Origin of the sequence: Achromobacter sp. NPDC058515, from assembly GCF_042721735.1 — a bacterium.
Lineage (GTDB): Bacteria > Pseudomonadota > Gammaproteobacteria > Burkholderiales > Burkholderiaceae_B > Achromobacter.
The window spans coordinates 219,777-245,235 of sequence record NZ_JBHXNI010000003.1 but is presented as its reverse complement, the minus strand read 5'-3'; the positions used below and the strand labels follow the sequence as shown (position 1 = coordinate 245,235).

Annotated in this window: 21 protein-coding genes; 7 read left to right on the top strand and 14 right to left on the bottom strand. The window is 67.9% G+C overall.

Annotated features, from left to right (window positions below):
• Window positions 1-99: 99 nt before the first annotated feature.
• Both ACFWP0_RS07110 and ACFWP0_RS07105 read right to left on the bottom strand, forming a co-directional pair.
• The gene (locus ACFWP0_RS07110) at window positions 100-1,995 is read right to left on the bottom strand and encodes an LTA synthase family protein (protein ID WP_377840778.1); all 1,896 of its coding nucleotides are present in this window, start codon (window positions 1,993-1,995) and stop codon (window positions 100-102) included.
• Between the two features lie 208 nt (window positions 1,996-2,203).
• On the bottom strand, window positions 2,204-2,932 hold the full coding sequence (locus ACFWP0_RS07105; RefSeq protein ID WP_377840776.1) for a FadR/GntR family transcriptional regulator: 729 nt from the start codon (window positions 2,930-2,932) through the stop codon (window positions 2,204-2,206).
• 159 nt (window positions 2,933-3,091) lie between these two features.
• Here ACFWP0_RS07105 and ACFWP0_RS07100 point away from each other — a divergent pair, with 159 nt between their 5' ends.
• The 5 genes from ACFWP0_RS07100 to ACFWP0_RS07080 all read left to right on the top strand — a co-directional run bounded on the left by ACFWP0_RS07100 (window position 3,092) and on the right by ACFWP0_RS07080 (window position 7,735).
• On the top strand, window positions 3,092-3,910 hold the full coding sequence (locus ACFWP0_RS07100; RefSeq protein WP_377840775.1) for an NAD-dependent epimerase/dehydratase family protein: 819 nt from the start codon (window positions 3,092-3,094) through the stop codon (window positions 3,908-3,910).
• A 9-nt stretch (window positions 3,911-3,919) separates the two neighbouring features.
• Entirely contained in the window at window positions 3,920-4,798 is an 879-nt protein-coding gene (locus tag ACFWP0_RS07095) for an SMP-30/gluconolactonase/LRE family protein (RefSeq protein WP_377840773.1), read from the top strand.
• A 114-nt stretch (window positions 4,799-4,912) separates the two neighbouring features.
• Entirely contained in the window at window positions 4,913-5,890 is a 978-nt protein-coding gene (locus tag ACFWP0_RS07090) for a TRAP transporter substrate-binding protein (RefSeq protein WP_377840771.1), read from the top strand.
• Window positions 5,891-5,897: 7 nt separating this feature from the next.
• The gene (locus tag ACFWP0_RS07085; protein ID WP_377840769.1) at window positions 5,898-6,461 is read left to right on the top strand and encodes a TRAP transporter small permease; all 564 of its coding nucleotides are present in this window, start codon (window positions 5,898-5,900) and stop codon (window positions 6,459-6,461) included.
• Entirely contained in the window at window positions 6,452-7,735 is a 1,284-nt protein-coding gene (locus ACFWP0_RS07080) for a TRAP transporter large permease (RefSeq protein WP_377840768.1), read from the top strand. Before ACFWP0_RS07085 ends, ACFWP0_RS07080 begins: the two co-directional genes overlap by 10 nt.
• 10 nt (window positions 7,736-7,745) lie before the next feature.
• Here ACFWP0_RS07080 and ACFWP0_RS07075 read toward each other — a convergent pair whose 3' ends face one another.
• From ACFWP0_RS07075 to ACFWP0_RS07060, 4 genes are all read right to left on the bottom strand, one after another.
• Window positions 7,746-9,089: a sensor histidine kinase gene (locus tag ACFWP0_RS07075; protein WP_377840766.1), complete on the bottom strand. Its 1,344-nt coding sequence runs from the start codon at window positions 9,087-9,089 to the stop codon at window positions 7,746-7,748.
• The gene (locus ACFWP0_RS07070; protein WP_377840764.1) at window positions 9,086-9,799 is read right to left on the bottom strand and encodes a response regulator transcription factor; all 714 of its coding nucleotides are present in this window, start codon (window positions 9,797-9,799) and stop codon (window positions 9,086-9,088) included. The genes ACFWP0_RS07075 and ACFWP0_RS07070 overlap by 4 nt, the downstream gene beginning before the upstream one ends.
• Before the next feature lie 29 nt (window positions 9,800-9,828).
• The gene (locus ACFWP0_RS07065; RefSeq protein ID WP_377840763.1) at window positions 9,829-11,244 is read right to left on the bottom strand and encodes an FAD-binding oxidoreductase; all 1,416 of its coding nucleotides are present in this window, start codon (window positions 11,242-11,244) and stop codon (window positions 9,829-9,831) included.
• Between the two features lie 100 nt (window positions 11,245-11,344).
• On the bottom strand, window positions 11,345-11,977 hold the full coding sequence (locus ACFWP0_RS07060) for a BPTD_3102 family carboxylase-like protein (protein WP_377840761.1): 633 nt from the start codon (window positions 11,975-11,977) through the stop codon (window positions 11,345-11,347).
• A 318-nt stretch (window positions 11,978-12,295) separates the two neighbouring features.
• Here ACFWP0_RS07060 and ACFWP0_RS07055 point away from each other — a divergent pair, with 318 nt between their 5' ends.
• Window positions 12,296-13,690 carry a phosphomannomutase/phosphoglucomutase gene (locus tag ACFWP0_RS07055; protein WP_377840759.1) on the top strand — a complete coding sequence of 465 codons (1,395 nt, stop codon included), beginning with the start codon at window positions 12,296-12,298 and terminating at the stop codon, window positions 13,688-13,690.
• A 7-nt stretch (window positions 13,691-13,697) separates the two neighbouring features.
• Window positions 13,698-15,245 (top strand): glucose-6-phosphate isomerase, encoded by a 1,548-nt coding sequence (pgi, locus tag ACFWP0_RS07050; protein WP_377840758.1) that lies wholly within the window; start codon window positions 13,698-13,700, stop codon window positions 15,243-15,245.
• Here the strand turns inward: pgi and ACFWP0_RS07045 are convergent.
• From ACFWP0_RS07045 to tviB, 8 genes are read right to left on the bottom strand one after another with little or no spacing between them, the layout of a single operon-like run.
• Window positions 15,235-16,368, bottom strand: coding sequence for a glycosyltransferase family 4 protein (locus ACFWP0_RS07045; protein ID WP_377840756.1), 1,134 nt, complete (start codon window positions 16,366-16,368; stop codon window positions 15,235-15,237). The two genes, pgi and ACFWP0_RS07045, sit on opposite strands and share 11 nt — an antisense overlap.
• Window positions 16,365-17,522: a glycosyltransferase family 4 protein gene (locus ACFWP0_RS07040; protein ID WP_377840754.1), complete on the bottom strand. Its 1,158-nt coding sequence runs from the start codon at window positions 17,520-17,522 to the stop codon at window positions 16,365-16,367. The genes ACFWP0_RS07045 and ACFWP0_RS07040 overlap by 4 nt, the downstream gene beginning before the upstream one ends.
• A complete protein-coding gene (locus tag ACFWP0_RS07035) occupies window positions 17,519-18,634 on the bottom strand; it encodes a glycosyltransferase family 4 protein (protein ID WP_377840753.1) in 1,116 nt (371 codons plus the stop codon). Before ACFWP0_RS07035 ends, ACFWP0_RS07040 begins: the two co-directional genes overlap by 4 nt.
• Before the next feature lie 3 nt (window positions 18,635-18,637).
• Window positions 18,638-20,569 (bottom strand): asparagine synthase (glutamine-hydrolyzing), encoded by a 1,932-nt coding sequence (gene asnB / locus ACFWP0_RS07030; RefSeq protein WP_377840751.1) that lies wholly within the window; start codon window positions 20,567-20,569, stop codon window positions 18,638-18,640.
• A gap of 45 nt (window positions 20,570-20,614) precedes the next feature.
• Window positions 20,615-21,748 carry a glycosyltransferase family 4 protein gene (locus ACFWP0_RS07025; RefSeq protein WP_377840750.1) on the bottom strand — a complete coding sequence of 378 codons (1,134 nt, stop codon included), beginning with the start codon at window positions 21,746-21,748 and terminating at the stop codon, window positions 20,615-20,617.
• Window positions 21,749-23,098, bottom strand: a complete 1,350-nt coding sequence (gene murJ / locus ACFWP0_RS07020) for a murein biosynthesis integral membrane protein MurJ (RefSeq protein WP_377840749.1) — start codon at window positions 23,096-23,098, stop codon at window positions 21,749-21,751.
• A 1-nt stretch (window position 23,099) separates the two neighbouring features.
• Window positions 23,100-24,125: an SDR family oxidoreductase gene (locus ACFWP0_RS07015; RefSeq protein WP_377840748.1), complete on the bottom strand. Its 1,026-nt coding sequence runs from the start codon at window positions 24,123-24,125 to the stop codon at window positions 23,100-23,102.
• Window positions 24,126-24,136: 11 nt separating this feature from the next.
• Window positions 24,137-25,414, bottom strand: coding sequence for a Vi polysaccharide biosynthesis UDP-N-acetylglucosamine C-6 dehydrogenase TviB (gene tviB, locus ACFWP0_RS07010; protein WP_377840746.1), 1,278 nt, complete (start codon window positions 25,412-25,414; stop codon window positions 24,137-24,139).
• Window positions 25,415-25,459: the final 45 nt, after the last annotated feature.

Genomic DNA, 25,459 nt, shown 5'->3' with positions numbered 1-25,459 from the left:
CGGCGCCATCACCACGACGCAAGACGACGCGTAAGTCCCCAAAGCTGAAACCAGCAGAGCCTGAGGCGTCTCAAGAACCGTCTACCCGAAGCAAACTAATCAAGGCAACCGATACTTCTCTTCCCGATAAACCCAGCTAGCCCACAACGCATGCGCCAACGCCTCATCCGCCAACTCCGGATCCACAGGCTCAACCCCCGCATAGACTTCATCCCGCCCCACCGGCGCCGCCTCATACCGGAATTGCCTCGGCGCCTTGGACGGTTCCAGCACCAGCAGCTGATCCCCCCGCAAATACCCAAAGTTATCCGCGTACTGCATCATCGCCCGATTCGGATCCCGCTGCGTCAGGTCCACGCCCAGCATCGGATTCACGTTATCCAACCCGATCAGCGACAACAGCGTCGGCGCCATGTCGATCTGGCTGACCAGACGGTCATCCTGACGCGGCTCAATCCCCGCCCCCAGGATCAGCGCCGGAACCTGGAAATGCCGCACCGGCACCGGAATGGAGCCATGCACGCGCGAATCATGGTCCGCGATCACCAGGAACACCGTGTTGTCCCAGTAAGGCGCCTTGCGCGCCTTGTCGAAGAACTGGCCCAACGCCCAGTCCGCGTAGCGCACCGTGTTATCCACCGAGGCCGGATCGCCCACCGGCGCGATACGCCCTTCCGGATACTCCCAGGGCGAATGGTTGGTCACCGAAAACGCCAGCGTGAACACCGGCTTGTCGCCATCGGCGCGCAGCAGCCGGTCCACCTGGTTGAACATGTCCTCGTCCGACGCGCCCCACGACCCCTCGAACACCGGATCCACGAACTTGGGCCGGTCCACGATCTCATCGAACCCGTTGCCCAGGAAAAACGCGCGCATATTGTCGAAATGCGACTCGCCGCCATACACAAAGCGCGAGTGATAGCCGTGCTGGCCCAGCAGCTGCGCCAGCGTAAAGAAGCCCGTTTGCGACCGCGGCAGCTTCACCACCGCATCCGCCACGCTGGGCAGAAAGCCCGCCGTCACCGCCTCGATGCCGCGCACCGAGCGCGTGCCGGTGGCATAGGCGCGATGGAACATCCAGCCTTCCTTGCCCAGCCGGTCGATGTTCGGCGTCAGGTCCCGGCCGCCCAGGCTGCCCACATACTGCGCGCCCAGGCTTTCCTGCAGGATGATCACGACGTTCAGCGGCTTGTCCCGCCGCACCGTCGCCTTCTGCTCATGCAGGCTGGGATAGCGCGGGTCCATCGGCGCGCCCGCCATGCCGGCCTTCTCGCGCACGATCGCATTCATCTTGTCCACCGGCATCTTCGGATACATCGCCGCCGACGACCGTTCGTCTCCCATGCGATAGGCCGCGTCGAACACGCTGTACAGCGAATTCAGCGCCAGCGAATTCACCATGGCGTCCGAACTGAAAGCCACCTTGGCCGGGTTGATCGGGCGATGCTCCAGCGTGCCGCGCGCGCCCAGGAACGCCAGCGCCAGGATCAGGAACGAGGCCACCGGCCGCTTCCACCACGACATGAAGGGATCGCGCGCGCGCGTCGGGAACAGCTTCACCGCCAGCCAGGCCGCGACCGCCAGCACCACGAAGGAAGCCAGCAGCACGCCCTTGTAGCCCTGCCACAGCATCGAACCCACTTCCTTCGGGTTGAGCAGGTAAATGAAATACAGTCGGTTGGGGCGCGTGTCGTATTCCGCGATGAACTGCGGCGTGGAGACTTCCAGCAGCACATAGAGCATCCACCAGACCCGGAACCACCAGGCGGTGATGCGGGCGGCCAGCGGACGGTGCCCGAACCAGGGCGAGAGCACCGCGGGCAGCGCAATCACCATCGACAGCAGGCATACGTCGATGCGCAGCCCGCCCAGCAGGACCGGCCACAGGCCGCCGGCAGCCTCCACGCGGTCCCACATCCAGAACGACAGGCCCAGGCGGGACAGCGTCAACAGCGCCAGGACGGCGAGAATGAATCGTAGCGTCAGGCTGCGCATGCCGCCGCCCCCCGGCGTAGATACGCCTGCCCAGATGAAACCATGCCGCTGTGTATGCCAAGCAAAACCATGCCGCCTCATTGACCAAAATTGAATCCGGGCCAAGGTTAACGCGGTTTGCTCGCCGGCATCGGCGATGCATGCGCCAAACGTTGTACGACATCACATATCAGCGCCGTCCGCGTGCGAGGCGTGCGGAGGGCCCGGCCTACTGGGCGCGGCGCAGGCGCTCGCGGCTGTTGCTCAAATGCGTGCGCATCGCGGCGCGGGCGCCCTCGGCATCCTGGCGCATGATGGCGCTGTAGATGTCCTCGTGTTCAAGATTCACGCGGGCCAGATAGGCCGCTCGGTCTTCGTGCGCGAATCGGGCGGAGTTGATGCGGGTGCGCGGAATGATGGCCGAGCCCAGGTGCGACATGAGGTCAGCGAAATAGCGGTTCTCGGTGGATTGCGCCACCAGCAGATGGAACTGGAAGTCCGGCGTGATGGTGTCGCCGTCGTTGTCGAGCGCCAGCTTGAAAGCGTCCAGCGCGCGCCGCATCTCATGCAGCTGCGCATCGCTGCGCCGGATGGCGGCCAGGCCCGCGGCCTCGCTTTCCAGGCAGATGCGCAGCTCCAGCAGCACCAGCACGTCGCGCACCGTGGCGATGTCGGCCGGGTCCACCCGGAAGTCGCCGCCGCCGCTCGGCTCCAGCGCGTAGGTGCCCACGCCGTGATGCGTCTCGACCAGGCCCGACGCCTGCAGGCGCGACAGCGCCTCGCGCACGACCGTCCGGCTGACGCCGAACTGACGCATGATCTCGGACTCGGTCGGCAGCTTGTCGCCGGGACGGATGGCTCCGCTGCGTATGCGCTCGGAGATGCTCTCCACCAGGCCTTGGGCCAGGTTCCGGGGACGACGCTGCGGCAAAACAGGAGTATCGGCGGGAGCGTTCATCAGGGATTGTCCGAAAGTTCCGAAAGTGGTTGCGCAAGGCTTGACGCTGAAGTTTGGTGCTTATTATACTTCGCATCAGTTGTACGATAACGTACCAGATAAGTCCACTCCACCGCGCCATCTACCGAGCGTTGCGTCATGAGCCGAACTGTCAACACCATGCCTGCATCTCCCCGCTGTCATCGTTTGTTGTTGACCGGCGCCGCCGGCAACCTGGGCGTGGTGCTACGTCCCCGATTGAAAGCCTACGCCGACGTATTGCGCGTCTCGGATGTGGGCGCCATGGCCCCCGCGGAAGAAGGCGAGGAGGTCGTCCACTGCGATCTGGCCGACGCCTGCGCGGTTTCCGGCCTGATCCAGGGCGTGGACGCCATTGTGCACCTGGGCGGCGTCTCCGTGGAGCGGCCTTTCGAAGAAATCCTTCCCGCCAATATCCAGGGCATCTACAACGTCTATGAAGCCGCCCGCCTCCATGGCGTCAAGCGCGTCGTGTTCGCCAGCTCGAACCACGTCATCGGCTTCTATGAACAGGGGCGGCAGCTGGACGCGGATGTGCCGCTGCGGCCTGACGGCTACTACGGCCTGAGCAAGGCCTACGGCGAACACCTGGCGCGCTTCTACTTCGACCGCTACGGCATCCAGACCGTGTGCCTGCGTATCGGCTCGTCGTTCCCCGAGCCCAAGGACCGCCGCATGATGGTCACCTGGCTCAGCTACGACGACCTGACCGATCTGGTCGTGCGGTCCTTGTTCACGCCCGACGTCGGGCACGTCATCGTGTACGGCGCCTCCGCCAACCGCGACAGTTGGTGGGACAACAGCGGCGCCGCCGTGCTGGGATTCTCCCCCAAGGATTCATCGGAGCGGTTTCGCGCGCAGGTCGAAGCGCAGCCGCCGCTGCCCGCGGACGATCCCGCCGGGCGCTATCAGGGCGGCGCATTCGTGAAAGCCGGACCCTTCCCTTTCCCCAACGCCTGATCCGCTCCCATGCCAGCTTCCGCCGAACGTATAGGGTCCATGTTGTGCGGCGTAGGAGAAAGCCCGGTCTGGCGTTCCGCCGACCAGGCGTTCTACTGGACCGACATTCCGGGCAAGACCCTCTGGCGCTGGTCGCCCGCCGGCGGCGCCGCCGCGCAGTGGGCGCTGCCCCAGATGGCCGGATGCATCGCCATGCGCGGCGCCGGATGGCTGCTGGCCATGGAAGACGGCCTCTATGCCTGCGGTGCGCTGCAAGCCGGCGCGCCCTGCTCGCCGGCGTTGCTGGCCGCCGTCGGGCATGCCGCCCCCGGCATGCGCTTTAACGACGGGCGCTGCGACCGCCAAGGGCGTTTTCTGGCCGGCACCATGGTCACGGACATGAGCCTGGCCTTGCCTGCGGGCCGGCTGTATCGCCATGACGCCTCCGGCGTGTCCGTCTTGCTGGACGACCTGATCGTCCCCAACGGCCTGGCCTTCAGCCCCGACGGCAGGACAATGTACCTGTCGGATTCCCATCCGTCGCGTTCGTCGGTCTGGGCGTTCGACTACGACCCCGACACGGGCATCCCGCGCAATCGCCGCCTCTTCATCGCCGCGCTGCCCGCCGGCCGGCCCGACGGCGCCGCCGTGGACACCGACGGCGGCTATTGGATCTGCGGCAACGATGCCGGCCGGATCTACCGCTACGCCCCGGACGGCCGCCTGGACCGCACCCTGGAAGTGCCCGCCGCCAAAGTCGCCATGTGCGCATTCGGCGGCGCGGGCATGGACACGCTCTTCGTCACCTCGATCCGCCCCGCGCATGCCGCCCCCGGCGCGCTGGACGGCGCGGTGTTTGCCTTGCGCCCCGGCGCGCAGGGCCTGGAGGAAGCCGCAAGCGCCGGTTAGCACCCGATCGGCGCGCCCGTTGCGCGCCCATGCAGAGTAGGTCAGACCATATCAAAGAGCTTCGGGGCCGCTTCGGCCCTCAACGAAACGCCGTACTCCCAACCGGAGGTAGACATGCTGCGCCCTCACCTGACCCGCGCCATCCTGGCGGCGGCCGCATTGCTCACGCTTGTTCCCGCCACCCATGCCGCCGAGCTGCGCTCCGCGGACATCCATCCCGACGATTACCCCACCGTTCTGGCCGTGCGCCAGTTCGGAGAACTGGTCAAGCAGCGCACCAACGGCCGCATCACCGTGAAGGTGTATGCCGGCGGCTCGCTCGGCAGCGAGGACGATTCGATCGAGCAGGTGAAGCTGGGCGCCCTGGCCATGGCCCGCGTCTCCAGCGCGGCCATGCACAACATCTGCCAGAACACCCGCGTGCCGGCGCTGCCCTTCCTGTTCCGCTCCACAGACCATCTGCATAAGGTGCTCGACAGCGAGATCGGCGATCAGCTGCTGCGCTCCTGCGAGGCCGCCGGTTTCGTGGGCCTGGCCTGGTACGACAGCGGCGCGCGCTCCATGTACACCCGCGACAAGCCCGTCAAGACGCTGGCCGACGCCAAGGGCCTGAAGATCCGCGTGCAGCAGTCCGACCTGTCCGTTGCCATGGTGGAAGCCATGGGCGGCAACGCCACGCCGATGCCGATGGGCGAGGTCTATACCTCCCTGAAGACGGGGCTCGTCGACGCAGCGGAAAACAACGTTCCCAGCTACGAAAGCGCGCATCACTTCGAAGTCGCCAAGTTCCACTCGATGACCGAGCACACCATGACGCCGGAGATCCTGATTTTCTCCAAGCGCCAATGGGACAAGCTGACGCCCGACGACCAGAAGATCCTGCGCGAAGCGGCGCGCGAGTCGGTGCCCTACATGCGCAAGCTGTGGGACGAGCGCGAGCAGAAGTCGCGCGCCGTTGTCGAGAAGGCCGGGTCGCAGACCCTGCAAGTGGACAAGCCATCGTTCCAGAACGCGATGAAGCCCGTGTATGACCGCTTCGTCACCACGCCCGAGATGAAGGATCTGGTCGCGAAGATCCAGGCCGTGAAGTGAGGACATCATGCTGGCGACACCTACGACTGAACCAGAGGTGACCGCGGGAGGCCGGGCGCAAGCCCTGGCTGGCCCGCTGGATGCCTACGCGCGCGCCTGCGCCAGGCTGGCGCGCGCATGCATGTGGACCAGCGTGTTCGGGCTGATCTGCCTGATCATCGCTGTTTCCCTGCAGATCTTCGGACGGCACGTGCTCAACAGCACGCCGACCTGGGCGGAAAGCCTGGCGCTGCTGCTGGTGCTGTACGTCACCATGCTGGGCGCCGCGGTCGGCGTGCGCGACGCGGGCCACATCGGCTTCGAGGCGGTGCTGGAAGCCCTGCCCGCCGCCGGACAGCGCGGGCTCCGGATCTTCATCCATCTGCTCGTGCTGCTCTTCGGCGTGCTGATGGCATGGAACTGCGCCGTGCTGGCCGAATCCGTCGCGGCCTACAAGATACCCAACCTGGGCATCTCCAACGCCTGGAAGTACGTCCCTGCAACCCTGTCGGGAGGCTTGATCGCGCTCTTTTCCATCGAGCACATCATCGCCATCCTCCACAACCAGAAGGTGGTGCCGGCATGGCGCTGACTCTGCTCTCCTTTACGTTCATGGGGTTCCTCGTGATCGGGGTGCCGGTGGCCTTCGCCATCGGGCTGTCCTCCATCACCGCCATCATGTACGAAGACCTGCCGCTGGCGGTGGCCTTCCAGCAGATGACCTCCGGCATGAACGCGTTTTCGTTCCTGGCCATCCCCTTCTTCATCTTCACGGGCGAGCTGATGCTGTACGGCGGCATCGCCGACCGCATCGTGACGTTCGCAAAGTCGATGGTGGGGCATGTGCGCGGCGGGCTGGGCATGTCCAACGTGCTGGCCTGCACGCTGTTTGGCGGCGTGTCGGGATCGCCCGTGGCGGACGTGTCGGCGATGGGGTCCGTCATGATCCCGATGATGAAGCGCGAGGGCTATCACGCGGACTACGCGGTCAACGTCACCACGCACGCGGCGCTGGTCGGCGCGCTGATGCCGACCAGCCACAACATCATCATCTACACGCTGGCGGCGGGCGGCAAGGTGTCCATCGCGGCGCTGATCGCGGCCGGCGTCGTGCCCGCGCTCATCCTGACCTTGTGCAATCTTGCCGCCGCCTACTTCGTGGCGCGCAGCCGGGGCTATCCGGCCGGCACCTTCCCGGGCTGGCACATCGTGCTGCGCTCGCTGGTCGCGGCCGCGCCCGGCCTGTTCGTCGTCGTGCTCATCATCGCGGGCATCCTGAGCGGCGTCTTCACCGCGACGGAATCCGCGGCGGTGGCGGTGCTGTACGCGCTGGCGCTGACGATCTTCGTCTACCGCTCCCTGACCTGGGACCAGTTCGTCCGCGCCGCCAGCAAAGCCGTGAAGACCACGGGCGTGGTGCTGCTGCTGATCGGCATTTCCGCTACGTTCGGCTACCTGATCAGCTTTTATGGCGTGGCCGAGAAGACCGGCCAGCTGATGGCGTCCGTGTCCACCGAACCGTGGGCCATCTTCCTGATGGTCAACATCATCCTGTTCGTGCTGGGCACGTTCCTGGACATGGCCGCCACCATCCTGATCTGCACGCCGATCTTCCTGCCGATCTGCATGCAGTACGGCATGGGGCCGGTGCAGTTCGGCATGGTCATCCTGCTGAACTGCGCGCTGGGACTGAACACCCCGCCGGTGGGCACCACGCAGTTCGTGGGATGCGCGATCGGCGGCGTGTCCGTGGGCACGGTGATGCGGACCATCTGGCCGTTCTACGGCGCGCTGCTGGCCGCGCTGGCGCTGGTGACCTACGTCCCGGCGTTCTCGCTGTGGCTGCCGGGCGTGCTGCTCAACTGATCCGGGCTCGTCAAATCGGGGCTCCCGCCCGATTCGCCGCTGCGTCAGGCTCAAAGCGCAGCGAGAATCGGGTGCCGCGCGCCCCGCCTTCCCGCGAGGACTCGACGGTCAGCGACCAGCCCTGCATGTCGCAGACGCGCTTGGCGATCGCCAGCCCCAGCCCCCGCACCGTTTCCTCGCTGCCCCCCGCGCCCGAATCCCGCATGCGGCCGCTGTAGTAGCGGCGGAACAGGAAAGGCAGGTCGCCGGCGGCGATGCCCCGACCGTCGTCGCGCAGCTCCAGCGCGCCCCGGGCGTCCAGGCTGGCCGTCAGGGTGGCCGGGGCGGCGTGCTCGACCGCGTTGCGGACCAGGTTGCGCAAGACGGTCAGCAAGGCATAGCGGTCCAGCGTCCGGACGTGGCCCGCGGATATCCGGTTGTCGAAACGCAGCTCCGCCAGCCTGGCCTGGGCCGCGTAGCCGCGCCAGGCGTCCTCCATGCATTCGGCGATATCGACGGCCTCGGGCGGGCGCAGCTGGTCGCGCGCCATGGCGCGGGCGCTCTCCAGGCTGACGATGACATCGTCCACGTTGTCCACCACGCGAGCCAGGCGCTGGCGCTGGTCCGGCGTCAAGACCTGCGTCAGCAGCATCAGTTCGCTGTCGGAGCGGATGGCGGCCAGCGGCGTGCGCACCTCGTGGCTGAGATTTCCCGCGAACTCGCGTTCTCGGGCGATCGACCTGTCGACCTGGTTCTGCACGCGATTGAATGCCTCGATCAGCCGTCCCGCCTCGTCGTCGCGCGTGACGGCTATGTCGGGCGATCCGGGCGCCCAGGTCGCCAGCCGGTCCGTCAGGTCCAGCAGCGGGCCAACCGCCACCGCGGCCACGCGCCGGGAAAGCGCGTAGGCTCCGACCACGCAAATCGCGCCCACGCCCAGCACGATCAGGCCGAAGTCATGGACCCGCTCTTCGTTGTCGGTCGCGTCGTATAGCAGGTACACCTTGCCCCGGCCGGTTTCGGCCACCATCACATGCCAGGTATAGGCGCCCGGCTCGATCAGGTGCAGTCCGTTTTCCAGGGACAGGAGCTCGGGGGGCATGCCGACGGGCGGCTGCCCGTCCACGCTCAGCCAGGCGCGCATGGACCCGCCCAGTTCGCGCGGGCCATTGCGCGGCAGGAACTCGTCGCTGGTGCGGGCATGCTGGACCAGGCGGTCCATCTCGGTATTGAGGATGTCGTTGACCAGATCGTCTTCCATCTGGTCGAACGTCAGGTACGCCAGCAAGGCAAGCGCCGTGACAAACAGCGCCACCGTTCCGGCCAGCGCCCACACGACGCGCTGGGTGAGCGTGCCGGCGGCGGCGCGCGTCATGGCGCGGTTCCGGGCGCCACCAGCCGCCAGCCGGTGCCATGCAGGGTCTCGATGCCGTCGAACCCGGCGTCGGCCAGCGCGCGGCGCAGCAGATGGACCTGGCTGCGCAGCGCATCGGCCGACGGCGGCTCGTTGCCCCACAGCATCGATTCCAGTTCCTCGCGCGACACCACCCGGCCGGGGTCGCGCAGCAAGGCTTCCATGATGAGGCCCGCCTTGCGCGTCAGATGCACCGGCGCGCCGTTGACGGACACGGCGCGGCTGCGCGTGTCGTACTGCAAGGGCCCGAAGGCGCGCACCGAGTCCACGGTCGAACCCTTGGCGCGCAGGATCAAAGCCAAGAGGCGGGCTTCGACCTCAAGCAAGGCAAACGGCTTGGTGAGGTAGTCGTCCGCGCCATGCGAGAAGCCCGCCAGCTTGTCTTCCAGGCTGTCGCGCGCCGTCAGCACCAGCACGGGCACGTCCAGGCGCCTTTCCGCGCGCAGCGCATGCAGGACCGCATTGCCGTCCATGCCCGGCAGGCCGATGTCCAGCAGCACGGCATCGAAGCGCTGCTCCTGCAGCCGCTGCAGGGCGGCCTGGCCGCTGTAGGCCACGTCCGGCAGGAACCCGCGCGCCTCCAGGAAGCTGTACAGATTGCCGGCGATGATGGGGTCGTCCTCGACGATCAGCACCCGGTGATTCGCTCCGGCCGCGGGGCTCACTGCCATGGTCTTGGTTTCCTGGTGTAGGCGAAGCGCTACGCCTGCAGCACTTTGCCCGGATTCATGAGCCCCTGGGGATCCAGCGCCCGCTTGATCCGGCGCATCAGCGCCAGTTCGACGGGGCTCTTGTAGCGCGGCAGCTCGTCGCGCTTGAGCTGGCCCACGCCATGCTCGGCGCTGATGGAGCCATGATGCGCATGCACGCTGTCATGCACGACGCCGTAGACGTCGTTTTGCAGGGCCAGCAGCTCGGCTTCGGTCTGCCCAGGCGCATTGGCCACGTTGTAATGCAGGTTGCCATCGCCCAGATGGCCGAAGATGACGTGGCGCACGCCCGGAAAGCGCGCCTGCAGCAAGGCATTGGTCTTGTGCACAAAACCCGCGATCGACGAGATCGGGATGGACACGTCATGCTTGACCGACTTGCCCAGCTCGGCTTCGGCCAGGGGGATGCTCTCGCGCAGGTGCCACAGCGCCTTGCTCTGCGCGACGTTGGCGGCGATGGCGGCATCGTTGACCAGGCCGGCCTCGATGGCGTCGCCCAGCACCGACTCGAAACGCTCGCGGGCGTGCGTTTCGCTTTCGCTGTCCGACAGCTCCAGCAAGGCAAACCAGGGCGACGCGGCGGATTCGCCTTCAAACGGCAGGCGCTGCTGCGGAAACAGGCGCACGACCGCTTGCAGGCAGGCGCCGCTCATGAGTTCAAAGCCGGTCAGCGCGGCGCCGAAGCCCGAACGGGCGCGCGACAGCACTTCCACGGCGCTGTCGATGCTGTCGAGCGTCAGCAGCGCCGTGCACGAGGCCACCGGACGCGGGTACAGCTTGAGCGTGGCGGCGGTGATGATGCCCAGCGTGCCTTCGCTGCCGATATAGAGATCGCGCAGGTCGTAGCCGGTGTTGTCCTTGCGCAGGCCGCGCAGGCCGTCCCAGACCTCGCCTTCCGCGGTCACGACCTCCAGCCCCAGCGTCAGGTCGCGGGTGTTGCCGTAGCGCAGCACCTGCGTGCCGCCGGCGTTGGTCGCCAGGTTGCCGCCGATGGTGCAGCTGCCTTCGGCGGCCAGGCTCAGCGGGAACAGGCGGTTGGCGGACGCGGCGGCTTCCTGCACGGCCTGCAGGATGCACCCGGCTTCCACGGTGATGGTGTCGTTGTCGGTATCCAGCGCGCGCACGGCGGTCAGCCGGGCGGTGGACAGCACCACCGCGTTGCCGGAATCATCCGGCGTGGCGCCGCCGCACAGGCCGGTATTGCCGCCTTGGGGCACCACCGCCGCCCCGTGCCGCGCGCAGAGCTTCATCGCGGCCGCGACCTCGGCGGTCGAGCCGGGGCGGATCACCGCCAGCGCCGCGCCGCGATATCGGCGCCGCCAGTCCTGCACATAGGTCTCGGCGTCGGCGCCGGTCAGCACGTGGGAGTCGCCCAAAAGGGACTGTAGATCGCTCAGCAAGGTCATGGATGCCGCACAAGGAAGGCCTGGTCGCGCCCAGGCGCTGTTCAAGGGATGTGCGAACTATTGTAGGGGCTGAACCGTCCGGGCCGAAGCCCGGCACGCGTCAGCCGACCGCCTGGTCCAGCCGCGTGCCCGTCATGCCCGAGCAGAACGCCCGGGAAGCGATGCGGTTCATCAGGAAGGCGCGGTCCACGCCCGCGGGGCCGGGCAGTTCCGACAGCGCGCGGTAGGCGCGCCGCAGCACCTCGCCCCGCGTCGCGCCGCAAACCAGCAGCCGGGTGCATGGGAGCCGGCGATCGCCGCAGCCGTCTATGCGCACTTCCAGCGCATGGGCCGCGACGGGTTCATAGTCGGCCGCCGCCATCGTTTCCGGGTGCGCCTGCGCCTCGGCATCGATGACCCGGAACACGCCGCTGCGGTCATCCAGCGAGAACGCGACCGTGCCCATGCCTTGCCAGCCGCGGTCCCGCGCCACGTTGGCGGCCACGGTGCGCAGCGCGCTTTCAATCGAGGACGCCAGATGCGGCGCCGGGCATTCGGCGATCAGGACCCGCGCCTCGCGCCACACGCAGCGCTCCCAGGCGCGGCCCGTGGCCAGGTCGCCGCCGGCGGATACGAATACATGGATATCAAGCCGGCGTTCGCGGCCGGCGGCCGGCCCGGCATAGTCCGTGGGGGGGCCCCGCCTGCTGGTGGCGCTTCCCGATGACACGACAGTAGAAACTTTGGCGCCCATGGCCCCTCCTGGTCTTTCTGCTTGCAGGGCAAGCGTATCACCTTCGGATGACGAGCAAATTCCATGCCGCGCGCAGCCCCCGCCGCAAGCCCTTTTTCATTGCCCCGGCCTGCACCGGAACAAGGCCGCGGCGCCCGTCCGCAGGCACCAAACCAGGGCAAACGCCACCCCTAAAACGCCCTACTCCGCCCGTCGGATGAAGCGCCCCCGCCAATGGGGGATAATTCCGCTTTGAACCCTTGCCACATCGGTTTTGACGTCCGGGTTTACCATTACCCCCCGTCAAATCCCCGCAGCACCCCTTCTCAAGGAATCGTCGTGGGCAACAACCATACTCACTTCCCGGCCTCGGTTTTCAAGGCCTATGACATCCGCGGCACCGTGCCGGACCTGATCGATGCCGCCTTCGCCCGCGCGCTGGGCGTGGCGCTGGCCGCCCGCGCCCGCGAACAAGGCGTGCAGACGCTCGTGGTTGGCCGCGACGGCCGCCTGAGCAGCGAAATGCTGTCGCTCGCGCTGCAGGAAGGCATGCTGGAAGGCGGCGTGGACACGCTGGATGTCGGCATGGTTCCCACCCCCCTGGTCTACTTTGCCGCCAACATCATGCAGACCGGCTCGGGCGTGGCGATCACGGGCAGCCACAATCCGCCCAAGTACAACGGGTTCAAGATGATGATGGGCGGACGCGCGCTCTACGGCGACGACGTCCAGGCGCTGGCCCGGGCCATGAACGGCGCGCCGTCCGCGCCCGCGCCCGGCGCCGGCACGCGCCGCCAGCTCGACCTGGTGGACGCCTACATCGCGCGCGTCGCCTCCGGGGTCAAGCTCGCGCGTCCGATGAAGATCGCCATCGATTGCGGCAACGGCGTTGCCGGCGCCGTCGCCCCGCAATTGTTCCGCGCCCTGGGCTGCGAAGTCGACGAATTGTTCTGCGAAGTGGACGGCACGTTCCCCAACCACCATCCCGATCCCGCCGAGCCCAAGAACCTGCAGGACCTGATCCGGCACGTCGCCGAAAGCGACTGCGAACTCGGCCTGGCGTTCGACGGCGACGGCGACCGCCTGGGCGTGGTCACGAAATCCGGCGAGATCATCTGGCCCGACCGCCAACTGGTGCTGTTCGCGCGCGACGTGCTGGAGCGCAACCCCGGCGCCACCATCATCTATGACGTGAAGTGCAGCCGCCACGTGGGCCTGTCGGTCGAGGCCGCCGGCGGCGTCCCGCTGATGTGGAAAACCGGCCACTCGCTGGTCAAGGCCAAGCTGGCCGAAACCGGCGCGCCGCTGGCCGGCGAAATGAGCGGCCACATCTTCTTCAAGGAGCGCTGGTACGGCTTTGACGACGGCCTGTACACGGGCGCCCGCCTGCTCGAGATCGTTTCGCGCTTTGCCGATCCTTGCGCTCCGCTGGAAGCCCTGCCGCAGGACGTTTCCACGCCCGAGCTGAAGCTCGAAATGGAAGAAGGCCAGCCCTTCACGCTGGTCCAGGCCTTGCAGGACCAGGGCCAGTTCCCCGACGCGAAGCGCGTGCTCACCATCGACGGCGTGCGCGCGGAGTACGCAGACGGCTTCGGGCTGGCGCGTCCATCGAACACCACCCCCGTGGTCGTGCTGCGCTTCGAGGCGCAAACGGCGGCGGCGCTGGAGCGCATCCAGGCCGACTTCCGCCGCGAACTGAACAAGCTGGCGCCAAACGCCACCCTGCCTTTCTGATCCGCCTATGTCTTTATCCAACAGCCCCGCGTGGCAGCAGTTCGTCGCAGCGACACGCGCCGCATCCCGGGATGGCCGGGAGTTGCGCCTCATCAATGCGCCCGGGCTGCGCCTGGACCTGAGCGCCCAGGCCCATTCGTCCGACTTGCAGGCCGCCTCGGCGGCCTTGCTCGCGCAGCAGGACTTCGAGGCCGCGCGCGCGCGGCTGTTCGACGGCGGGCATGCCAACTGGACCGAAGGGCGAGCGGCGTGGCACACCGCCTTGCGCGCGTCCGAACCGCCCGCCATGGTGGCCCGCGCGGTGCTGGCCGAACGCGAGCGCCTGCGCGAGTTCGTGCGCGAGGCCGACGCGGCCGGCCGGTACAGCGGCGTGCTGCACCTGGGCATCGGCGGCAGCGACTGGGGCCCCCGGCTGGTCACGCGCGCCTTGCGCCACGGCGGCGCGCGCCGCGAAGTGCGCTTCGCGTCCAACGTGGACTCGCACTCGGTCGACGACGCGATGAGCCGGCTGGACCCGCACAACACGCTAGTCATCGTCGCCTCGAAATCCTTCACCACGACCGAGCCGCTGGCCAATGCCGAGGTCGCGATGAACTGGCTGCGCGAAGCCGGCGTCGCGGATCCCATCAAGCAGGTCGTGGCGATCACCGCCAACGTCGAAGCCGCGCTGAACCTGGGCATCCTGCCCGACCACATCTTCCAGATCTGGGATTGGGTGGGCGGGCGCTACTCGCTGTGGTCGGCGATCGGCCTGCCCATTGCGCTGGCGCTGGGCAACGACGCGTTCGACCAGTTGCTCGCGGGCGCCGCCGCCATGGACGATCATTTCCGCACCGCCCCCATCGCCGAGAACGCGCCCGTGCAGATGGCCCTGGCCGGCGTGGCCAACCGCAGCGTGCTGGGCTATGACTCCCTGGTCATCGCCCCCTACGATTCGCGGCTTTATCACATCGTGCCCTGGGCGCAGCAGCTGGAAATGGAATCGCTGGGCAAGGTCGCCACCGCCGACGGCAGCCCGGCCGGCGTGCCGACCGGGCCCGCGGTCTGGGGCATGTCGGGCACGGATTGCCAGCACACCTTCTTCCAATGGCTGCACCAGGACGCCGAGGGCGCCCCCGTCGACTTCATCCTGTGCGAACAGCCCGACCACGCCTATGCGCGGCACCACGAGCTGCTGATCGCCAATTGCCTGGCCCAGCGCTCCGCGCTGCTGCGCGGCAAGTCATACGAAGAGGCCCTGGCCGAAACCTTGGCCACCGAAAGCGATCCGGCGCGGGCGCGCCTGGTGGCCCGGCACCGCGTCCACCCGGGCGGACGCCCGTCCTCGCTGATCGTGCTGCCGCACCTGGAGGCCTATACGCTGGGCGCGCTGCTGGCCATGTACGAACACAAGGTGTTCACGCAGGGCGTGGTCTGGGGCATCAACCCCTTCGATCAATGGGGCGTGGAATTCGGCAAGGCGCTGGCCAAGAACATCATGCGCGAACTGGACGCCCCGCAGGCCAGCCAGCAGGATCCGTCCACCCGCTTCTGGATCGACGCGATCAGGCGCTGAGGGCGTCGTACAGTTCCACGTGCTTGCGGGCGACCCGCTCGATGTCGAATTCGCGTTCGGCAAGCGCCCTGCCCGCCGCGCCCATGGCCTGGCGCAATGCCGTATCGCCTGCCAGGCGGGCGATGGCGTCGGCCAGCGCCTGCGCATCGCGCACCGGCGCCAGCAAGCCGGTCACGCCGGGTTCGATGGCGTCGCGACAGCCCGGCACATCGGTCGTCACGACCGCCCGGGCGCACGCCGCGGCCTCGATCAGCGACTTCGGCAGGCCTTCGCGGTAGGACGGCAAGACGGCAATATGCGAGGCCGAGTACAGCGCCGCCACGTCCGAGCGTTCGCCCAGCGCCTGCACGCAGCCTTCGCGCCGCCACGCCTGCACATCTTCCTCCGTGGCCGAAGTGGGATTGCCGGCATCCACGCCGCCCACCAGCTGCATCGTCACCGGCACGCCGCGCTCGCGCAGCAGCCTTGCCGCCTGCACGAACTCCTGCACGCCCTTGTCGCGCAGCAGGCGCGCCACCATGGTGACGACGACGGGCGGCGCGGGCGGCTCGGGCGAGGCGCCGTAGGCGTTCAGGTCCACGCCCGCGCCCCGGATGATGACGACCTGGTCGTCGCGCACCGCGCCCAGGGACTTGAGCAGGTCGCGGTCATTGGCGTTCTGGAAGATCACGCGGCTGTTGGGATGGCCCAGCGCGATCCGGTACAGGCGCGCCACCACGGAACGCACCAGCCGCATCTTCAGCGAATTGGAAAGAAAGACGAAACCCAGGCCGGAGATGGCCGCGACCATGCCCGGCACGCGCGTGAGCCGGGCAGCGATGCCGCCGTACAGCACGGGCTTGATCGTGACCAGGTGGACCACTTGCGGGCGCAAGCGGCGGAACAGGCGGATCAGCGCCAGCAGCGTGCCCAGTTCCTGCAGGGGGTGCTTGCCGCTGCGCGTCATGGGAATGGGATGATGCGTCATGCCCAGCGCCTGGATGTCGGCCACGGCCGGGCCATCCATGGTGGCGACATGCACGTCGTAGCCGGCCCGCTGCGCGGCCAGCGCGACCGGCACGCGGTGCGACATGAAGAACGCCGGATTGTTGACGACAAACAGCAGGCAGCGGCCGGCACTCATGCTTCTACTCCGGAAATGCGGCGCCAGACGGCGATGTAGCCCTGCACCATGCGCGCAAGATCGAAATGCTCCAGCACGCGCGCGCGCCCGGCTTGTCCCACGCGCGCGCGGCCGCGGGCGGCCACGTCGCCCAAGGCGGTCTCGATGCCGCGCGCCAGGGCCTCGGCCTGTTCGGGGGGCACCACCACGCCGGCATCGCCGACGATGTAGGCCGCGTCCCCGACGTCCGTCACGACGCAGTAGACGCCGCAAGCCATGGCTTCGGCCACCACGTTGGGAAAGCCTTCCGCGCAGCTGGACAGCACATGCAGGTCCAGCCCGTTCATCATGGCGGGCACGTCGTCGCTGGGACCGTTGAGCACCACGCGGTCGCGCAGATCCAGCTTGTCGATCAGCGCGCCGAGCTCGGCGTTGTCCGCGGTCATGTCGCGGCCGATCAGCACGCAGCGCAGGCCGGCATCGCGACCGTCGCGCACCAGGGCGGCCACCGCGCGCAGCAGGTTGGCGTGGTCCTTGAGCGGATCCCAGCGCGCCACGCAGCCGATCACGGGCACGTCGCCGGACAGGCCCCACTCGGCGCGCACGCGCGCACGCGCCAGGGGGTCCGGCGCATAGCGCGACAGGTCATAGCCGTTGGAAATCACCACCAGGCGGTCGCGCCGGTAGCCCTTTTCGGCATGGCGCTGCGCCGCCTTCTGCGCGGCGCACACGATCGCCCTGGGCACGCTGCCGGACAGCAGCGCGCATGCGCGCAGCACCAGGCGGGCCGAGCGGCTGCTGCGCTCCAGATGCGCGCCGGAGTTGCGGATGCCCCAGGCTATCGCCCGGACTCCCGCCAGCCGCGCCGCCAGGCCGCCGATCAGGTCGGCGTGATACATCCAGGTCTGCACGGCGTCGGGCCGCGTGCGCGCGATCAGGCCGCGCAGCGCCATGAAGCCGCTCAGGCTGACGCGCCCGCGCTGCATGCCCAGCGCATGCACGGCCACGCCAGCCGCGCGCAGGCGCTCGCCATAAATGCCCTCGTCGGTCAACGACACGACGATGTGCTCGACATCGGAGCCCGGGTAGGTCGCCAGGCGGAACAGCACGGATTCCGCGCCGCCCTGCCCCAGGCCGGTGATGACATGCAGGATGCGCAATGCGGAGGCGCTCATCGCCCCTCCCGCACCGCTTCGAACAGTTCGTCCCATTCGCCCAGCACGCTGGCCAGCGCGTAGCGGTGGCGCACGGCCGCCGCGCCGCGCGCGCCCAATTGCTGGCGCAGCGACGCGTCGCTCATCAGGCGCTGCAAGGCGTCGGTCAGCGCGACGCGATCGCCGGCGGGCACCAGCAGCGCGTCCTGGCCGTCGCGCGTCATTTCGCGCGGGCCGCTGGGGCAATCGAAGGCCGCGCAGGGCAGGCCCAGCGACATGGCTTCCAGCAGGACATTGGGAAAACCTTCCACCAGCGAGCTCAGCACAAAGGCATGGCCGCGCGCCAGTTCGTCCCACGGCGCCTCGGTGCGGCCCGGCAGGCTGATGCGCGACTGCAGGCCCAGGCGCGCAACCTGCTGCTCCAGCGCGCCTCGCTCGGGGCCTTCGCCCCAGATGCGCAGGTTCCAGTCCGGGAACTCCGGCGCCAACTGCGCGAAGATATCGATCAACAGGCCGAACTGCTTGTCGGGGACCAGCCGCCCCATCGCCAGCAGCTCGCGCGGGCCGCCGTCGTCGCGCTGCTGCACCCGCGGCGCGTCCAGCAGCGGCGCGGGCAAGGGATTGGGAATGACGGCCAGGCGCTTGATGCCCGGCACCTGGCGCGCGAACGGGCCGGCGGTGTCTTCCGCCTGGACCGTCACCATGTCGGCATGCGGATACAGGACGCGGCGCAGCATGCGCCAGACGCCGCCGGTGGTGGTTTCGGCGACCGGGTTGGTGCGTTCGCAGACGATGAGCGGCACGCGCAGGCCGCGAGTGGCAAGGATCGCCGCCACATTGACGTTGGTCAGGAAGGACACCACCACGTCCGGCTTGGTGTCGCGGATGTGCTTGCGCAGCGTCAGAAGCCGCCTGAAGGCGGCCATCGCCCCCGACACCCGCGTGCCCGCCAGGTCAGCCAGCCACGTCAGCTGGACCTTGTCCGACAAGGGATAAAAGCAGGTTCCCTTGGAGGAATAGGTCGGCGTCAGGATGACGGCGTCCCCGCGTTCGGACCATGCGTTGACCAGGGTCGCGGCCACCCGTTCGGCGCCGCCGGCATGCATGGAACTGACCAGCATCAGTATTTTCATTCGTCAGAGACTCCCAACCGTTCCTCCTTGGTCCATTCCCGCGCGATAGCGATCCAGCCAGGCCTGCATCATCAGCACGCCCCACAGATGGCTGTCCCAGTTGCGATGCCCCGACGTGTGTTCGCGCCACTTGCGCAGGATGGGCTCGGGTTCGAACCAGCCCTCCTGGCGCAGGCGCGCCGGGTCCAGGAGCGCATCGGCCCACTCGCGCAAGGGGCCGCGCAGCCAGGCGGCCAGCGGCACGGCAAAGCCGCGCTTGGGGCGGTCCACCAGCGCCTGCGGCACGTGGCGATGCAGCACTTGGCGCAGCAGCCACTTGCCGGTGTTGCCGCGCACCTTGTACTGGTGCGGCAGGCTCCAGGCGAATTCGTACACGCGGTGATCGATCAGCGGCACGCGCGTTTCCAGGCTGACCGCCATGGCCGCCCGGTCCACCTTGACCAGGATGTCGTCGGGCAGGTAGGTCACCGCGTCCAGCTTCATCATGGATTCGAAGGTGGAGCCCTGCATCGCCTTGGCGAACTCCGATATGGGCTCGACGCCGCCCTTCACCACGCTGGACGGATCGGACCAGTAGGATACGAAGAGGCGGTAGAACTCGCCACGCGTATCGGCGCGCAGCAGCTCGCCCAGCTTGCCGACCTTGCCGCGCCAGGCGCCGCGCCCGGGCAGATGGGTCGAAGCGCTGAGCAGCGCCCCCGCGGGCTTGCGCAGCAGCGCGGGGACCCGCTCGCATTGCTGCCACCAGTTGTTCACGCGGAAGTAGCGCGAATAGCCGCCGAAGAGCTCGTCGCCGCCATCGCCGGACAAGGCCACCGTCACGTGCTGGCGCGCCATGCGCGTCACCAGCGACGTGGGAATCTGCGACGAATCCGCGAACGGCTCGTCATACATGTCCGCGAGCGACGGCACCACCGCCAGCGCATCGTCGGCCGTCACGTAGAGTTCGGTGTGATCGGTGCCCAGGTGCGTGGCGACGGCCTTGGCATGCTGCGCCTCGTCGTAGCCCTTCTCGTGAAAGCCGATGGCGAAGGTGCGCACGGGCTGCGAGCTTTGCGCCTGCATCAGCGCCACGATGGTCGACGAATCGATGCCGCCAGACAGGAATGCGCCCAGGCTCACGTCCGACAGCATCTGCCCGCCGACGGCCTTGGACAGCACGCCTTCCAGCGCATCCGTGGCTTGCGCGTCCGATTCGAACGTCAGCCTTGAGCGGGCGGCGGTGTCGGCGGCTTCGCGCGCCGACCAGTACACGCGCGGCTCGGGCATGCGGCGGCTGCGGGTATCGTCGGCGGTGAACTCGACCCAGGTGCCCGGCGGCAGCTTGGCGATGCCTTCATAGATGGATTGCGGCGCCGGAATGTAGTTGTGCCGCATGAACGAGGCCAGCGCGTTGCGGTTCAGCTCGCGGCCGAAGCCGGGGATCGGCATCAGGCCCTTGAGCTCCGAGGCGAAGACCAGCTCCGCGCCCGAAAAGCCGTAGTACAGCGGCTTTTCGCCCATGCGGTCGCGCGCCAGGACGAGCTTGCGCGATGCCCTATCCCACAGCGCGATGGCGAACATGCCCACAGCGGCCTGCAAGGTGGCCTCGATGCCCAGCGCGGTAAAGCCCGCCAGCAGGGTCTCGGTATCGGAATGCCCGCGCCAGGACGGCGCCAGCGCCGATTGCTCCAGCTGCTTGCGGATGTCCAGGTGGTTGTAGATCTCGCCGTTGAACACCATCACATATCGGCCGCAGGCGGACGTCATGGGCTGGTGGCCCGCTTCGGTCAGGTCAAGGATCGCCAGGCGGACGTGCGCCAGCGCCAGCTCGGCGCCGGCGTCTTCCCAGAAACCATTGCTGTCCGGCCCGCGGTGGCGGATGCGGCGGCAGCTTTCCGCCAGCACTTGCGCCTTGTTCCCGATAGGGCCCCAAATTCCGACTATTCCACACATGATGAGGTTCTCGTGGTCACCGTAGCAACGATGCGTTGCGCGGCCCTAGCCGCGCGCATCGTCAAAAATTTCCTGCCATTTCCGCAGTACGCGCGCGGCCGAAAACCGGTCGCGCACCTCTGTTGCCGCCTGCCCCATGCGCAAGCGGCCGTCGTCATCGCTCATGACGGCAGCCAGCGCCTTGCACAAGGCGGGCACGTCGCCATTGGGCCGCACCAGCACGCCGTCGACGCCTTCGCGCACGATCTCGCGCGGGCCCGTGTCGCAATCGAATGACACGGCGGCCAGTCCGCTGGCCATGGATTCGAGCAAGGTATTGGACAGGCCTTCAAAGCGCGACGTCAGCACATACAACTGGGCGCTGTCGTACCAGTCGCCGACATTGCCGGCGCGCCCGGGCATCGCGATGCGCGATTCCAGCCCGGTCTCGCGCACCTGCGCCTCCAGCGCCGGGCGTTCTTCGCCCTCGCCCAGAATAACCAGATCCCAGTCGGGATGCGATGCCGCCAATTGCGCGTAGGCCTGGATCAGCAGGTCAAACCCCTTGTCCGCATGCAGCCTCCCGACCGCCAGCAGGCGCTTGCGCCCATCGCCCGCGACCGGGGTCAGGATGGGCTCGGCGCGCGGCAGCGGGAAGTGGACGGGATTGGGTATGACCGCCAGCCTGGAGCCCGGCACATGCCGTTCCAGCCAGTCGGCGGTGCCGCGGGTCAACGCCACCACGCGCGCGGCGCGCGGATAGGTCAGGCGGCGCAGGCGCTGCCAGAATCCCGACAGGGCCTGGGACGGCGGATGCGTATGCTCGGTGGCGATCACGCGGCAGCCCAGGCCCGCGCAGGCGAGCACGGACAGCACGGACGCCGTCGTCATCATGCCCAGCACGATGTCGGGCCGGAAGGCCTTGACCACCCGGCGGAGCGCGCGCACGCGCTGCACATTGCCCCAGATGCCGCGCAGCCCCCCGCCCTCGCCCGCCGTATGGAGGATTTCGCGGCGGACCTTGGGGTGCAGCGTGTAGGCGTCGCCCTCGGCGCCGGCCTGCGTCACCACCATGACCTCGCGGCCCATGCCGGCCCAGTGGGCGCTCAGGTCGGCGGCGACCCGTTCAGCGCCGCCGCCATGCAGCGAATGGATGAACAGCAACACGCGCATCGGGCGGGCGGAGTCGGCTACGGACATTCAATCGGCCTTCCTGGGTTCAGCCTTGCGCATCGCCACCACCAGGTAGCAGGCGAAGGACAGCACATACATGAGGCTGGTGGCCAGCATGATCCCGGCCGCGCCCATCCTGGGCGCCAGCACGGTGTTCAGCACGGCCTTCAGCGCAAAATTGGCGACCGCGATGGCGGCCATGATCCGGTAGCGGTTCTGGCTGGCCAGCAACTGCACCAGGATCAGCACGCCGAAGTAGAACGGCAGTTGCAACAGCCCCCAGCGCAGCACATGCGCGACGGCTTCGGTATTTTCGGCGGTGAACGCGCCGCGCTGGAACAGCACCGACACGCCCCTCGGCGCCAGCACCCAGCCCACCGCAACCGCGACGGCGCCCGCGCCCACCATCAGCACCGACCATTTGAGCGCCATGCCGCGCGCGCGCGCGGTGTCGCCGCGGGCCTGCACATCGGCCAGCACGGGCAGCGCGGCGCGGCCCACGGACACCGCCCCGATGCCCAGCAGCAGGGACAGCAGCCGGCTGGCATAGCCCAGCGTGGCGTTGGCGTTGGCGCCCAGGTTGGCGGCGGCGTATTGGTCCAGCGGTCCGACAAAGCTCATGGCCACCTGGCCGATCAGCATCACGCCGGCGGCGCTCATCAGTTCGGGCCAGTGCGGCGAGCGCAGGGTCAGGCGCGGCGCGCCCCAGAACCCGCCGTCGGCGCGCGCCGCCAGCCAGGCCAGCCAGACGGTCTGGATGGCGTAGCCAACCAGCGTGCCCCACAGCAGCGGCCCGACGCCATCGACGCTGACGGCCAGCATGACCCAGGCCAGCGTCGCCACGGCGGGCACGCTGTCCAGCAAGGTGTTGACGTGCCGCTCCTGGGCGCGCAGGCGCGCGGCGCTGATGCCGGCGATCAGCAGCAAGGCCGACACGGGGGCAAAGGCGAGCAGCAGGTCGCCCGTCATCTCGCGCACGCGCGCGGACAGGCCCTGGCCCAGCCCGTTGGCCACGTAGGGCCAGGCGAACCATGTCAGGATGGCCAGCGCGACGCCTGCCGCCGCGACCCATCCTTGCAGCTCGTGGATGAATTGTTTTCGTTCGGCGTCCTCGGCGCGGCGCAGCCGCACCAGCACCGGAATCAGCACCACCGACAGCACGCCCACGATCGTGACCGGCAGCCAGGTGGCCATGGTCATCGTGAACTGGTAGGCGTCGACGGCGTCGCTGACGCCGTAGCGGTACGCCACCGCCATCTCCTTGATGGCGCCGGCGGCCTTGCCCAGCAACAGGAACACGGCCACCCGGAACGCGCCCTTGAATATGCGCTGATGGTCCGGGTGGATGTTGCCGAGTTTTCGGATGAGTGCTTTCAAATCAACGCAGGAATTGCGTGTACCAGGGCATGGCCACTTCCAGGCCTTGCAGCACCGTGTGCGACGGCGCATAGCCCAGCAGGCGGCCCGCCTTGCTCACGTCCGCCTGCGAGTGGCGCACGTCGCCGGCGCGGAAGTCCGCGTACACCGGCTGCTTGGCGTAGGCCACACCCTGGTTGCCCAGGGCCTGCACCAGGAAGCTGAACAGTTCATTCAGGGTGCTGCGGCCGCTGACGGCCACGTTGTAGACCTGGTTGCGCGCTTCCGGCGCGGCCATCGCGCCCAGGATGTTGGCCTGCACCGCGTTGTCCACGAAGCAGAAGTCGCGGCTGGTCTCGCCGTCGCCGTTGATGGTGACGTCCTTGCCCTGGATCATCGCGGCGGTCCACTTCGGGATCACGGCGGCGTAGGCGCCGTCAGGGTCCTGGCGCTTGCCGAACACGTTGAAGTACCGCAGGCCCACGGTCTCGAAGCCATACGACCGCGCGAACACGTCGGCGTACAGCTCGTTCACGTACTTGGTCACGGCGTAAGGCGACAGGGGCTTGCCGATGTTCTCTTCCACCTTGGGCAGCGCCGGATGGTCGCCGTAGGTCGAACTGGAAGCCGCATAGACGAACGACTTCACCTTGGCGTCGCGAGCGGCCACCAGCATGTTCAGGAAGCCGCCGATGTTCACCTCGTTGGTGGTGATCGGATCGTTCAGCGAACGCGGCACCGAACCCAGCGCGGCCTGGTGCAGCACGAAGTCCGCGCCTTCCGTGGCGCGGCGGCATGCGTCCAGGTCGCGGATGTCGCCTTCCACGAAGGTGAAGCGCGCCCATTGCTCGGGGGAGACCGAGGCGCGCACCTCGTCCAGGTTGCGCTGATGGCCCGTGGCGAAGTTGTCCAGGCCGGTCACGGACTGGCCCAGCTTGAGCAGGGTTTCCAGCAGATTCGAACCGATGAAGCCGGCGCAGCCGGTCACCAGCCACTTGCGCGGGTGGGCGGACAGTTCCTGGGTGATGGTCTCAAAACGTGTGGTCATTGCGAAATCCTTTACAGACGCAGATCGGATTCGGCGGGCGACAGCACGTACTTCAGGTCGTAAAGAATGTGTTGCGCCTTGCCGAGCTTGCGGATGCCCTCCGCGCCCATCGCCTTGAACTGGTGGTGCGCCACCGCGAGGATCACGGCGTCGTACTTGCCTTCCTCGGGCTTGTCCACCGGGGTCAGGCCGTATTCGTGCACGGCTTCCTCGGCGTCGACCCACGGGTCATAGACGTCCACGTCGACGTTGTAGTCGCCCAGTTCACGGACGATGTCCACGATGCGCGTGTTGCGCAGGTCGGGGCAGTTTTCCTTGAAGGCCAGGCCCATCACCAGCACGCGCGCGCCCTGCACATGGATGCGGTTCTTGGTCATGGTCTTGACCAGCTGCGACACCACGTAGCCGCCCATCGAGTCGTTCAGGCGGCGGCCCGCCAGGATGATCTCGGGGTGGTAGCCGATGGATTGCGCCTTGTGCGTCAGGTAGTACGGGTCCACGCCGATGCAGTGGCCGCCCACCAGGCCCGGGCGGAACGGCAGGAAGTTCCACTTGGTGCCCGCGGCGGCGAGCACGGCTTCGGTGTCGATGCCCATCTTGTTGAAGATCAGGGCCAGTTCGTTGATCAGCGCGATGTTCACGTCGCGCTGCGTGTTCTCGATCACCTTGGCGGCTTCGGCCACGCGGATGCTGGAGGCCTTGTGGGTGCCGGCGGTGATGATCTGCTTGTAGAGCTGGTCGACCAGCTCAGCCACTTCGGGCGTGGAGCCGGAGGTGACCTTCTTGATCGTGCTGACGCGGTGTTCCTTGTCGCCCGGGTTGATGCGCTCGGGGCTGTAGCCGGCGTAGAAGTCCACGTTGAACTTCAGGCCCGACACGCGTTCGAGCACCGGCACGCAGTCTTCCTCGGTCGCGCCCGGATAGACGGTGGATTCATAGATGACGATGTCGCCGCGCTTGAGCACGGCGCCGATGGTCTCGCTGGCCTTGACCAGCGGCGTGAGGTCCGGCTGCTTGTATTCGTCGATCGGGGTGGGCACGGTCACGATGAACACGTTGGCCTGGCCCAGTTCGGCGCGGTCGGCGGTGTAGGTCAGTTGGGCGGCTTGCGCCAGCTCGGCGTCGCTGACTTCCAGCGTGTGGTCGTGTCCGGCCTTCAGCGCGTCGATGCGGCGCGTATTGATATCGAACCCGATGACCGAGCGCTTCTTGCCGAATTCCACCGCCAAGGGCAGACCGACGTAGCCGAGGCCAACGACAGCGAGTTTCACATCCTGAATTCGCAACATAACTCTCCCTTCACCGTAGAACGATTACGGCATTTTAAATATGGT

Excerpts from the sequence above, each read along its gene's own strand:
- ACFWP0_RS07065 (WP_377840763.1), bottom strand. The coding sequence starts at position 11,244 with ATGACCTTGCTGAGCGATCTACAGTCCCTTTTGGGCGACTCCCACGTG.
- ACFWP0_RS07100 (WP_377840775.1), top strand. The coding sequence starts at position 3,092 with ATGCCTGCATCTCCCCGCTGTCATCGTTTGTTGTTGACCGGCGCCGCC.
- ACFWP0_RS07090 (WP_377840771.1), top strand. The coding sequence starts at position 4,913 with ATGCTGCGCCCTCACCTGACCCGCGCCATCCTGGCGGCGGCCGCATTG.
- ACFWP0_RS07095 (WP_377840773.1), top strand. The coding sequence starts at position 3,920 with ATGCCAGCTTCCGCCGAACGTATAGGGTCCATGTTGTGCGGCGTAGGA.
- ACFWP0_RS07035 (WP_377840753.1), bottom strand. The coding sequence starts at position 18,634 with ATGAAAATACTGATGCTGGTCAGTTCCATGCATGCCGGCGGCGCCGAA.
- ACFWP0_RS07015 (WP_377840748.1), bottom strand. The coding sequence starts at position 24,125 with ATGACCACACGTTTTGAGACCATCACCCAGGAACTGTCCGCCCACCCG.
- ACFWP0_RS07110 (WP_377840778.1), bottom strand. The coding sequence starts at position 1,995 with ATGCGCAGCCTGACGCTACGATTCATTCTCGCCGTCCTGGCGCTGTTG.
- pgi (WP_377840758.1), top strand. The coding sequence starts at position 13,698 with ATGTCTTTATCCAACAGCCCCGCGTGGCAGCAGTTCGTCGCAGCGACA.
- ACFWP0_RS07070 (WP_377840764.1), bottom strand. The coding sequence starts at position 9,799 with ATGGCAGTGAGCCCCGCGGCCGGAGCGAATCACCGGGTGCTGATCGTC.
- ACFWP0_RS07075 (WP_377840766.1), bottom strand. The coding sequence starts at position 9,089 with ATGACGCGCGCCGCCGCCGGCACGCTCACCCAGCGCGTCGTGTGGGCG.
- ACFWP0_RS07085 (WP_377840769.1), top strand. The coding sequence starts at position 5,898 with ATGCTGGCGACACCTACGACTGAACCAGAGGTGACCGCGGGAGGCCGG.
- ACFWP0_RS07060 (WP_377840761.1), bottom strand. The coding sequence starts at position 11,977 with ATGGGCGCCAAAGTTTCTACTGTCGTGTCATCGGGAAGCGCCACCAGC.
- ACFWP0_RS07045 (WP_377840756.1), bottom strand. The coding sequence starts at position 16,368 with ATGAGTGCCGGCCGCTGCCTGCTGTTTGTCGTCAACAATCCGGCGTTC.
- ACFWP0_RS07040 (WP_377840754.1), bottom strand. The coding sequence starts at position 17,522 with ATGAGCGCCTCCGCATTGCGCATCCTGCATGTCATCACCGGCCTGGGG.
- ACFWP0_RS07105 (WP_377840776.1), bottom strand. The coding sequence starts at position 2,932 with ATGAACGCTCCCGCCGATACTCCTGTTTTGCCGCAGCGTCGTCCCCGG.
- ACFWP0_RS07025 (WP_377840750.1), bottom strand. The coding sequence starts at position 21,748 with ATGTCCGTAGCCGACTCCGCCCGCCCGATGCGCGTGTTGCTGTTCATC.
- asnB (WP_377840751.1), bottom strand. The coding sequence starts at position 20,569 with ATGTGTGGAATAGTCGGAATTTGGGGCCCTATCGGGAACAAGGCGCAA.
- ACFWP0_RS07080 (WP_377840768.1), top strand. The coding sequence starts at position 6,452 with ATGGCGCTGACTCTGCTCTCCTTTACGTTCATGGGGTTCCTCGTGATC.
- tviB (WP_377840746.1), bottom strand. The coding sequence starts at position 25,414 with ATGTTGCGAATTCAGGATGTGAAACTCGCTGTCGTTGGCCTCGGCTAC.